This window comes from Terrabacter sp. P5_B1, assembly GCF_056400505.1.
This window is the reverse complement of sequence record NZ_JBFULD010000124.1, coordinates 1-11,047: the sequence shown is the minus strand read 5'-3', so window position 1 is coordinate 11,047 and position 11,047 is coordinate 1. Positions and strand designations below refer to the sequence as shown.

Annotated in this window: 7 protein-coding genes; 6 read left to right on the top strand and 1 reads right to left on the bottom strand. The window is 71.2% G+C overall.

What is annotated here, in order from left to right; translation table 11 throughout:
- The 3 genes from AC1DP0_RS10800 to AC1DP0_RS10790 form a co-directional block, all read left to right on the top strand.
- Positions 1 to 608 (top strand): pseudouridine synthase (locus AC1DP0_RS10800; protein WP_478084479.1); only part of this gene is annotated, 608 nt, incomplete at its 5' end.
- A 136-nt stretch (positions 609 to 744) separates the two neighbouring features.
- Positions 745 to 4,155, top strand: a complete 3,411-nt coding sequence (locus AC1DP0_RS10795; protein WP_478084476.1) for an ExeM/NucH family extracellular endonuclease — start codon at positions 745 to 747, stop codon at positions 4,153 to 4,155.
- Between the two features lie 181 nt (positions 4,156 to 4,336).
- Entirely contained in the window at positions 4,337 to 6,436 is a 2,100-nt protein-coding gene (locus AC1DP0_RS10790; protein WP_478084474.1) for a S9 family peptidase, read from the top strand.
- Between the two features lie 30 nt (positions 6,437 to 6,466).
- Here AC1DP0_RS10790 and AC1DP0_RS10785 read toward each other — a convergent pair whose 3' ends face one another.
- A complete protein-coding gene (locus AC1DP0_RS10785; RefSeq protein WP_478084472.1) occupies positions 6,467 to 7,714 on the bottom strand; it encodes an endonuclease in 1,248 nt (415 codons plus the stop codon).
- Positions 7,715 to 7,970: 256 nt separating this feature from the next.
- Here AC1DP0_RS10785 and hisD point away from each other — a divergent pair, with 256 nt between their 5' ends.
- The 3 genes from hisD to hisB all read left to right on the top strand — a co-directional run.
- Positions 7,971 to 9,338: a histidinol dehydrogenase gene (gene hisD, locus AC1DP0_RS10780; RefSeq protein WP_478084470.1), complete on the top strand. Its 1,368-nt coding sequence runs from the start codon at positions 7,971 to 7,973 to the stop codon at positions 9,336 to 9,338.
- Positions 9,335 to 10,504, top strand: coding sequence for a histidinol-phosphate transaminase (locus AC1DP0_RS10775; RefSeq protein ID WP_478084467.1), 1,170 nt, complete (start codon positions 9,335 to 9,337; stop codon positions 10,502 to 10,504). The genes hisD and AC1DP0_RS10775 overlap by 4 nt, the downstream gene beginning before the upstream one ends.
- The coding region (gene hisB / locus AC1DP0_RS10770) for an imidazoleglycerol-phosphate dehydratase HisB (protein ID WP_478084466.1) at positions 10,501 to 11,047 on the top strand (547 nt) is incomplete at its 3' end. The genes AC1DP0_RS10775 and hisB, both read left to right, overlap by 4 nt.

Here is an 11,047-nt window from a genome sequence, read left to right as displayed (position 1 = left end):
GGCGGCACGTCGCGCAGAGTGCGTTGGCTCGCACCAGGGCGCTGACGGGCGAGCACCGCCTCACTCCGGCACACCGCCTCGACCGCCCGACGGCGGGGGTCCTGATGTTCACGACGGAGCAGCGGTGGCGTGGGGCGTACCAACGTCTCTTCGCCGAGGGGCGCGCGCACAAGGTGTACCTCGCGGTGGCGCCTCTCCGGCCGGGGCTCGACCTGCCCCTCGTCCGGCGCACCCACCTCGTCAAGGAGCACGGCACCCATCAGGCCCACGAGGTCGCCGGGGCCGAACCCAACACCGAGACCCTCGTCGAGCTGCTCGACGCCGCCGTGGGCACGGCTCGCGGGCAAGAGGACCTCGGGCTCTACCGACTCTCGCCCCGCACGGGGCGCACCCACCAGCTGCGGTGCCACCTCGACGGGCTCGGCATACCCATCGTCCACGACCCGCTCTACCCGGTCGAGCGCGACGTGCCCCTCGACGACTTCAGCGCGCCGCTGCAGCTGCTGGCGGCCGTGCTCGCCTTCGAGGACCCGGTCGACGGGACGCCGCGACGGTTCGTCACGCGGCGCCGCCTGGCTGCCTGGGCGGGAGGCTGGCCGGCCCTCTGAGCGCCCCACGACGACGCGACATGGCCACGTCACCGAGCGTTCAGGCGACCGTGCCCATCTCGACGCGCGAGGACGTCTACCGCGGTCTAGGGTGACGCGCAGACCGCGCGGAAGAGCCGGTCCCAGAGAGGAACTCATGCGTCAATCTCGTCCTGCCCTGAGTCGGGTCGCTGCGGTCACCACCGCCGCGCTCGCCGTGGGCATCACCCCTTTCGTCGTGGCCGCACCGGCCTCAGCGACGGCCCCGACCGAGCTGTTCATCAGCGAGTACGTCGAGGGCTCGAGCAGCAACAAGGCGCTCGAGATCTACAACGGCACGGGCGGCACCGTGGACCTGTCGGCCTACAACGTCCAGGTCTACGCCAACGGAAGCCTGACTGCCGGGTCCACGACGCCGCTCGCCGGCACGCTCGCGTCCGGCTCGGTCTTCGTCTACGCCAACAGCTCGTCCGGTACCGCGCTCAAGTCCGTCGCCAACCAGCAGAGCGGCAACGCCAACTGGAACGGCAACGACGCGGTCGTGCTGCGCAAGGGCAGCACGGTGCTGGACGTCATCGGCCAGATCGGCGTGGACCCGGGCGCCGAGTGGGGCACCGGCCTCACCTCGACCGCGGACGACACTCTTCGCCGCAAGTCGTCCGTCACCGTCGGGGACACGAACGGGACCGACGTCTTCGACCCCGCCGCCCAGTGGGACGGCTTCGCCCAGGACACGTTCGACGGTCTGGGCACCCACACGGTCGACGGGGGACCGGCGACGGACGTCGCTCCCGCCGTCACCTCGACCGCCCCCGCCGCCGGCGCGTCGAACGTCGCCGTCGACGCGAGCCAGACGGTCACCTTCTCCGAGCCCGTCGACGCCGCAGCCGGAGCCTTCTCGCTCTCGTGCTCGATCTCGGGCGCCAAGACCCTCGCGGTCACCGGCGGTCCGACGACGTTCACGCTCGACCCGTCCGCCGACTTCGCCCTCGGTGACGCGTGCACCCTGACGGTCTCGGCTGCTGCCGTCACCGACCAGGACGCCATCGACCCGCCGGACTCGCCGGCCGCCGACGTCGTCGTGCACTTCTCAGTGCCCGCGAGCAATCCCTGCGAGGCCACCGCCACCCCCGTGCCGGCCATCCAGGGCAGCGGCGACACCGCCGCCATCACGGGTTCGGTCACGACACGCGGTGTCGTCGTCGGCGACTACGAGGGTCCGTCGCCGGCGTTGCGCGGCTTCTTCATCCAGGACCCGAAGGGCGACAACGACCCCGCGACGTCCGACGGAATCTTCGTCTTCGAGGGGAGCAACGCCGACAGCGTCAAGGTCGGTGACCTCGTCACGGTGACCGGCAATGCCAGTGAGAACCAGGGCCAGACCCAGGTCAGCGCGGGCACGATCACGGTCTGCGGCACCGGCACGGTGGCCCCCACAGAGGTGCGCTTCCCCATCGCGAGCGGCACGGCTCTCGAGCGCTACGAGGGCATGCTCGTGACGCTCCCGCAGGCCATGTCGGTGACCGAGCACTTCCAGCTCGGCCGCTTCGGCCAGGTCACCCTCTCGCAGGGCGGCCGGCTGGAGCAGCCCACCAACGTCGTGGCACCGGGTGCCGAGGCGGTTGCGCTGCAGGCGTCCAACAACCTTCGCAAGATCGTCCTCGACGACACCACCCAGGCCCAGAACGTCGATCCGATCGTCTTCGGGCGTGGTGGACGACCGCTCACGGCGTCCAACACGCTCCGTGGCGGCGACACCGTCACCGGCCTGACGGGAGTCCTCAACTACACCTGGGGTGGCAACGCCTCCAGCGCCAACGCCTACCGCATCCGCCCGGTCTCGCCGGCTGCCACGGTCGACTTCCAGCCGACCAACCCCCGGCCGTCGAGCCCGCCCGCCGTGGGTGGCCACACGCGCGTCGTCGGGATGAACCTCCTCAACTTCTTCAACACCCTCGACACGACCGGCAACAACTGCCGCGGCGGCCTCACCGGGGCGGTCATGGACTGCCGCGGCGCCAACACCGCCGCCGAGTTCGACCGCCAGTGGCGCAAGACGGTCGCCGCCGTCTCGGGCACGAAGGCCGACGTCGTCGCCTTCATGGAGATGGAGAACGACGGCTACGGCACCGACAGCGCCGAGCAGTTCCTCGTCGGCAAGCTCAACGAGAAGGACGGCGCAGGGACGTGGGCGTTCATCGACGCCGACGCCCGCACGGGACAGCCCGATGCCCTGGGCAACGACGCGATCAAGGTCGGCATGCTCTACAAGCCCGGCACCGTCAGCCCGGTGGGCACCACTGCGGCGCTCAACACCGTCGACTTCGTCAACGGCGGTGACTCGGGTCCGCGCAACCGCCCCTCGCTCGCCCAGGCGTTCCGCGACAACACGACCGGCGGCACGTTCGTCGCCGTCGCCAACCACCTCAAGAGCAAGGGCAGTGCGTGCGACACCCCCGACGCCGGCGACGGCCAGGGCAACTGCACCGAGGTGCGCGTCCGCTCGGCGAAGCTGCTGGCGAGCTGGCTGGCGACGGACCCGACGGGCACCGGCGATCCCGACGTCCTCATCCTGGGCGACATGAACTCCTACGCCAAGGAGGACCCGATCACGACGCTCGAAGGGGCCGGCTACACCAACCTCATCGAGCAGCGGAACGGCCGCGAGGCGTACTCCTACGCGTTCGACGGCCAGTGGGGCTACCTCGACCACGCGCTCGGCTCGGCGTCGATCAACAGCCAGGTGACGGGAGTCGGCGACTGGCACGTCAACGCCGACGAGCCCTCGATCCTCGACTACAACACCGAGTTCAAGACGCCGGCGCAGGTGTCGAGCCTCTACGCGCCTGACCAGTTCCGCATCTCGGACCACGACTCGGTGGTCGTCGGACTGAACCTGACGAACGCCGCCCCGGTCGTCGGCCCGGTCAGCGGTCCGTCGACGGCCGTCTCGGTCGGCACGCCGGCCACGGTGAGTGCACCGTTCACGGATGCCGACCCGCTCGACACCCACACGACGTCGATCTCCTGGGGCGACGGCAGCACCACAGCGGGAACCGCCACCGGCGGGACCGTCAGTGGCGACCACGTCTACACCGCAGCTGGCGTCTACACCGTCGTCGTGACGGTCACCGACCAGTGGGGCAACGCCGGCACCGGCACGACGTCCGTGGTCGTCTACGACCGAGCGGCCGGGTTCCTCACGGGTGGAGGCTGGTTCGTCTCTCCGGCGGGTGCCGTGGTCGGCGCTCCGTCGGCGAGCGGCAAGGCGGAGTTCTCCGTGTCGGCCAGGTACGCCGCAGGTGCGAGCCGTCCGGACGGGTCGCTGACCCTGTCGACACCGGGCCTGACGCTCGCGTCCACGGGGCTGGACTGGCTCGTCGTCACCGGTGACACCGCCCGCCTCGCGGGCCCCGCCACCGTCGGCGGCGCGTCCGGCTACCGCTTCGAGGCGACGGCCACCGACGCCGCGTCCGACACGATGCGCGTCGTCGTCCGCGACGTGTCCGGCGCCGTCGTCTACGACAGCGGCACGCAGCGCCTGCAGGGCCAGGTCAAGATCCACTGACCCGCGAGCGCAACGCATGAGAACGGCCCGGGATCGGCTGCGATCCCGGGCCGTTCGGCGTTCGCGTGCGCTACCGAGGCAGCGGGGCCCGACCCCGAGGAGCGAGGAGAGACTGGTGCCGGTGACAGCGTGAGCGGCAGGGCCTGACCCGGGGCGCGGGCCGTCCTCCTAGACTGCACGGATGCTGGAGCCCCCCGTCGCGCGTCGCGACCCTGTCGTCCGCGAGCACCACGGCGACCTCTTCGAGGACCCCTACGCCTGGATGGCCGACCGCGACTCGGACGAGCTGCGCGAGCTGCTGGTCGGTGAGAACGCCTACGCCACCGAGCGCACCGAGCACCTGCGACCGCTGGGAGAAAAGGTCTTCGAGGAGTTCCGGTCGCGCATCGAGGAGACCGACCTCTCCGTGCCGGTGCGGTACCACCGTTGGTGGTACTACTCGCGCACCGTGGAGGGGGAGCAGTACGCCGTGGAGGCGCGGGTGCTGGCCGCTGCCCATCCCGAGCGCCCGACCCTCGAGGCGGGACGTCCGCCTGCGGGTGAGCAGGTGCTCCTCGACCACAACGAGGAGGGGCGCGACCACGAGTTCTTCGCCGTCGGCGCGAGCGAGGTGTCACCGTCGGGTGACCTGCTGGCGTATGCCGTCGACGTCGTCGGCGACGAGCGCTACGACGTGCGCGTGCGCCGGATCGAGGACGGGGTCGTCCTCGATGACACCGTGCGCCAGACCGGGGGATCGCTCGCGTGGTCCCTCGATGCCCGACACCTCTTCTACACGCGCGTCGACGACGCCTGGCGACCCCACCAGGTGTGGCGTCATGAGGTCGGCACTCCGGCCGAGGACGACGTGCTCGTCCACGAGGAGACCGACGAGCGCTTCTTCGTCGGGGTGGGCAGCTCGCGCGACGACCGCCTCATCCTCATCGCGATCGGGTCCAAGACCACGAGCGAGTTCCGCCTGCTCGATGCCGACGACCCCCTGGGCACGCCGCGGGTCGTGGCCGAGCGACGACAGGGCGTCGAGTACGACGTCGAGCCGTTCGGGGACCAGATGCTCGTCACCCACAACGCCAACCGGGTCAACTTCGAGCTCGCCGTGGCGGCAGTGACGAGCACGTCGGCCGAGGACTGGGTGCCGTTGGGTGTCACGAGCGAAGACGAGTACGTCACGGGCGCAGAGGGATTCGACGACTTCATCGCGGTGTCGCTGCGACGTGAGGGCGGCACCGGCGTGCGGGTCGTGCTGCGTGACCCGGCCGCACCGAACGGCTTGGGGGAGGCGCACGACATCGCCGTCGGTGAGCCGATCGGCACCCTGCACGTCGGCGTCAACCCCGAGGCGTCCACCTCGTCGCTGCAGATCGTCCACGAGTCACTCGTCACTCCTCGCACCGTCGAGGACTACGACGTCCGCTCGCGCGCCTTCACCCTCCTCAAGCAGCAGCACGTGCGCGGCGACGTCGACCTGACGCAGTACCGCCAGCGGCGCGAGTGGGCCACGGCGGCCGACGGCACCCGGATCCCGATCTCCCTCGTGCACCGTCACGACGTGACGGCGGACGGCACCGCGCCCGGCCTGCTCAACGCGTACGGCGCGTACGGCATCTCGAGCGACCCCTGGTTCTCGGTGCTGCGGCTCTCGTTGCTCGACCGGGGCTGGGTCTTCGCCATCGCGCACGTCCGGGGCGGGTCCGAGCTGGGCCGGTCGTGGTACGACGACGGCAAGCTCGAGGCCAAGCCCAACACCTTCACCGACTTCATAGCCTGTGCCGACCATCTCGTCGAGACCGGCGTCGTCGCGCCGAACCGCCTTGCAGCAGAGGGTGGGTCCGCAGGCGGCCTGCTCATGGGGGCCGTGGTCAACCTCGCACCGGAGCGCTTCCGCTTCGTCCACGCGCAGGTGCCCTTCGTCGATGCCCTGACGACGGTGCTCGACCCGAGCCTGCCGCTCACGGTCGTCGAGTGGGAGGAGTGGGGCAACCCGCTCGAGGACCCGGCGGCATACGCCCTCATGAAGTCCTACGCGCCCTACGAGAACGTGCGGCCGACCCGGCACCCGAGCCTGCTCGTGACAGCCGGGCTCGACGACACGCGGGTGTACGTCACCGAGCCCGCCAAGTGGGTCGCGGCGCTGCGGCACGCCGACCGCGACGTCGACGAACCGGCCCAGATCCTCTTCCGCACCGAGATGGCCGCCGGACACGGAGGCCGGTCCGGTCGCTACGACCTGTGGCGCCAATGGGCTTGGGAGACGGCCGTGCTCATCGACCAGACGTCGTGAGCCGGCCGTCCCGTCACGCCCGCACCCGGATCAGGAGCCGTAGATCGCGGTCACCCACTCCGGGTGGTCGATGAACGGGTTCCGGTTGTGCTGCCAACTGTCGAAGATGACCTGGTTGCGGCGCTTCTCGAAGGCGTCCGGTGGGTCCTGCAGGTTCCACTGCTTGAGCACCGACATCTTGCCGATGGCGGGCGCGGTGCCGTTGCCGACCTGGTTGTCGGGCTCGAGGTCGGCGAACCCGTCACCGCCGTCCCAGCGCACGGCCATGTAGAAGATCATCCGGGCGACGTCGCCCTTGACGGCGTCGCGCGGCTCGAACGAGTCACCGTCGCTGAGGCAGCCGGTGCACTGGGCCACCGCCGAGCCGCCGTTGTCGAAGTCGAGGTTGCCGCGGGTGCTGTTGACCGTGACGTCCTCGGGACGCAGGTGGTGCACGTCCGTCCCGGGGCCGTTGACGGTGCCGAAGTCGCCGTGGCTCTTGGCCCAGACGTGCTCGCGGTTCCACTGGTCGACGCCGCCGCCGTTGTCCGACTTGGCGATCGAGCGGCCCGAGTAGACCTCGATGACGTTGTTGCTGTTGGCCGGATCCTGGTCGGTGTCCTTGAGGGCCGTCCAGACCTGGTCATAGGTGAGGGTCGTGACCCCTCTGGAGACGATCCGGTGCAGCTCGGTGTGCAGGGCGGCCCCTGTCTTGCCGATCGCGGAAGCGTAGTAGGTCGAGTCGTAGGGGCCCGTGGTGCCGGTGGGCGCCGGTGTCGTGCTCGTCGGCGGCGGGGTGCTCGTCGCCGTCCCGCTGAAGGTGAAGGCGCTCGTCGCCGTCAGGCCCGGGTGGGAGAAGTACGCCGACAGTGCGCCGGTGACGTCGATCTGGCGGCCCATGAGGGACGGATTGCCCTTCAGCCCCCACGCGGACCGGAAGGCCGACGGGATCTGGACGTAGAGCATCCTGCCCGTCGACGTCTCGGCAGCGGAGTCGGCGATGGCGAGGGCGTAGTCGTTGGGGAAGCCGGAGCGCACCACGGTGCTCGTGGCGGTGGGCTGGCCGACGACGTAGCCGCGGACGGTGGCGGACTGGCCGGTCTGGGAGGCGACCGCCTGCGCGACGGTGAGGGGTGCGGCGACGAGCGCGGGCGCCGGTGAGGCGGCCGCCCGAGGAAGGGGCAGCGAGCCGGCCGGGGACCCGGCTGCGCTGGTGAGCGCGAGGCTCGGCGGGACGAGGGCGACGGCCAGTCCGGTGAGGACGGCGGCGATGCGGCGCCGGGGGATGACGACGGGCACGGGTGCTCCTGTAGGGGCGGGGGAGTCGGGTGCGGTCACCCTCCCGCCGCCCGGGAGGACGGCGGCTCCACGAGCGTGGCGGGTCGGCCGTCGACGCCGGGTCAGTCGTTGGTCTCACCTTTGTCAGCGCGGCCCCAAGATTCGGCAGGACGGGTCGCCGGCTCAGCCGCCGGGGAGCCGCGGGGGAGCCGCCGCGGGCTCCGGACGCTGAGACCGTGGTCCGGGCCGCACGCAGCGCCTCCTAGACTTGTGACCCATGATGTCCTCCCTCGACCTGCGCGGCCGCACGCTCGACGTGCGCTTCCTGCGCCGGGCCCTTCCCCGAGCCGAGTTCGACGTCACGGCCGCCCTCGAGCAGGTGCGGCCGATCTGCGAGGACGTCGAGCATCGCGGTGCCGCCGCCCTGCGTGATCTGGGCGAGCGCTTCGACGGGGTGCGACCGACCCACCTGCGCGTGCCCCGCGCGCTGCTGCAGGCCGCCCTCGACCAGCTCGACCCCGACCTGCGGGCCGCGCTCGAGGAGTCGATCCGTCGTGCCCGCATCGTGCACGCCGACCAGCGCCGCACCGACACGACGACGCAGGTCGTGCCCGGCGGCACCGTGACCGAGCGCTGGGTGCCCGTCGACCGCGTGGGCCTCTACGTGCCCGGTGGACTGGCCGTCTACCCGAGCAGCGTCATCATGAACGTCGTCCCTGCCCAGCTCGCCGAGGTCGGCTCTCTGGCCGTCGCCTCACCGCCGCAGCGGGAGAACGTCGGCGAGTTCGCCGGCTACCCCAACCCGACGATCCTCGCGGCCTGCGCCCTGCTCGGCGTCGACGAGGTGTATGCCGTCGGGGGTGCCCAGGCGGTCGCCATGTTCGCGTACGGTTTCGTCGACGACGACGCCCAGTGGGGCTCCGTCGACGGCGAACCTGTCGTGTGCGACCCCGTGTCGCTCGTCACCGGGCCCGGCAACATCTGGGTCGTGGCCGCGAAGCGCCTGCTCAAGGGGCTCATCGGCATCGACGCCGAGGCCGGACCCACCGAGATCGCCATCCTCGCCGACGACTCGGCGGACCCCGACCACGTCGCGGCCGACCTCGTCAGCCAGGCCGAGCACGACCCGCTCGCGGCTTCGGTGCTCGTGACGGACAGCGAGGAGCTGGCCGAGGCGACCCGGCGGTCGCTCGCGCGACGCGTCCCGGCCACGAAGCACTCCGAGCGCGTCACCGAGGCCCTCGAGGGCACGCAGTCGCGCATCGTCCTCGTCGACGACGTCGACGCGGGCCTCGACGTCGTCAACGCGTATGCCGCCGAGCACCTCGAGATCCAGACCCGCGACGCGTCCGACGTCGCCGCTCGTGTGCGCAACGCGGGTGCCGTCTTCGTCGGCCCGCACAGCCCGGTCAGCCTCGGCGACTATGCCGCCGGCTCGAACCACGTGCTGCCCACCGCGGGGTGCGCGTGCCACAGCAGCGGCCTGTCGGTGCAGTCCTTCCTCCGCGGCATCCACGTCGTCGACTACGACGAGCCTGCGCTGCGCGGTGTCGCCCGCCACGTCGTGACACTGGCGCAGGCCGAGGACCTGCCGGCGCACGGTGAAGCAGTGACGGCACGCTTCGGCGACGAGGTCCCCCGGTGACCGGGGGAGTCCCGGCTGCCTCGGAGGTCCAGCGCCTGCTGCGTCCCGACCTGCGCGGGCGCACACCGTACGGTGCGCCGCAGCTCGACGTGCCGGTGCGGCTCAACACCAACGAGAACTCCTACCCGGTGCCGCAGGTCGTCGTCGACGCCGTCGTCGCGGCGCTCGCCGACGACGTGGCCTCGCTCAACCGCTACCCCGACCGCGAGTTCACCGACCTGCGCAAGGCGCTGACGGCATACGTCGAGAAGCAGTCCGGGGTGACGGTCACGCCCGAGCAGGTGTGGGCGGGCAACGGCTCCAACGAGGTGCTCTCGCACGTCGTCCAGGCCTTCGGTGGCCACGGTCGCGTCGCGCTCGGGTTCACCCCGAGCTACTCGATGCACCCGATCATCACCGAGACGAACGGGACGACGTGGGTCGACGGACTCCGTTCCGCCGCAACCGAACCCGATGCGTTCGACCTGACGCCTGAGTCGGCCGCGAAGCAGGCGCGAGAGCACGACCCCTCGATCGTCTTCCTCTGCTCGCCGAACAACCCGACCGGCACCGCGTTGCCGTTCGAGGTCATCGGTGCGGTCCTCGACGCGGCGCCGAACGCGATCGTCGTCGTCGACGAGGCCTACGCCGAGTTCGCCCGCCCCGGAACGCGATCCGCGCTGACGCTCTTGGCCGAGCACCCACGCCTCGTGGTGACGCGGACCATGAGCAAGGCGTTCGCCTTCGCCGGGGGACGTCTCGGCTACCTCGTCGCGGCACCCGAGCTCGTCGACGCGCTGCGCCTCGTCCGGCTGCCCTACCACCTGAGCAGCCCGACCCAGACGATCGCCCGCATCGCCCTCGAGCACGCGGACGTCATGCTGGGCACCGTCGAGGTCATCAAGCACCAGCGCGACCGCATCGTCGAGCGGCTCACCGAGCTCGGCGCCCGCCCGGTCGCCAGCGACAGCAACTTCGTCCTCTTCGGTGGTCTCCGCGACGAGCAGGCCACGTGGCAGGCGTTGCTCGACGAGGGCGTCCTCGTCCGGGACATGGGCATCGCCCATCACCTGCGGGTCACGGCGGGCGACCCCGACGAGACGTCGGCGTTCCTCGAGGCCATGACCCGTCTCGCCCCCACGCACGTGCTCGCCCCCCGTGCCGACCAGCAGGAGTCCCCCGCATGAGCCGCACCGCGAAGATCATCCGCGCCACGTCCGAGTCGTCCGTCGAGCTCTGGCTCGACCTGGACGGCACCGGCACGTCCGACGTCTCGACCGGCGTCCCGTTCTACGACCACATGCTCCACTCGCTGAGCAAGCACTCGCTCATCGACCTCACGGTCAAGGCGACGGGCGACGTCGACGTCGACGTGCACCACACGGTCGAGGACACCGCGATCGTGCTCGGGCAGGCGCTGCGGGAGGCGCTGGGCGACAAGTCCGGCATCTCCCGTTTCGGTGATGCCACTGTGCCCCTCGACGAGGCCCTGTGCCACGCGGTCGTCGACGTGGCCGGACGACCCTACGTCGTGCACGAAGGGGAGCCCGACGGCCAGCAGTACGCCCTCATCGGCGGTCACTTCACCGGCTCGATGACCCGCCACGTGCTCGAGTCCTTCGCCTACAACGCCGGGCTGTGCCTCCACGTCCGCGTGCTCGCCGGCCGGGACCCGCACCACATCGTCGAGGCCCAGTTCAAAGCGGTGGCGCGGGCGCTGCGGGCCGCCG

Coding starts and splice junctions, on each gene's coding strand:
- hisD (WP_478084470.1), top strand. CDS start 7,971: ATGATGTCCTCCCTCGACCTGCGCGGCCGCACGCTCGACGTGCGCTTC.
- AC1DP0_RS10790 (WP_478084474.1), top strand. CDS start 4,337: ATGCTGGAGCCCCCCGTCGCGCGTCGCGACCCTGTCGTCCGCGAGCAC.
- AC1DP0_RS10795 (WP_478084476.1), top strand. CDS start 745: ATGCGTCAATCTCGTCCTGCCCTGAGTCGGGTCGCTGCGGTCACCACC.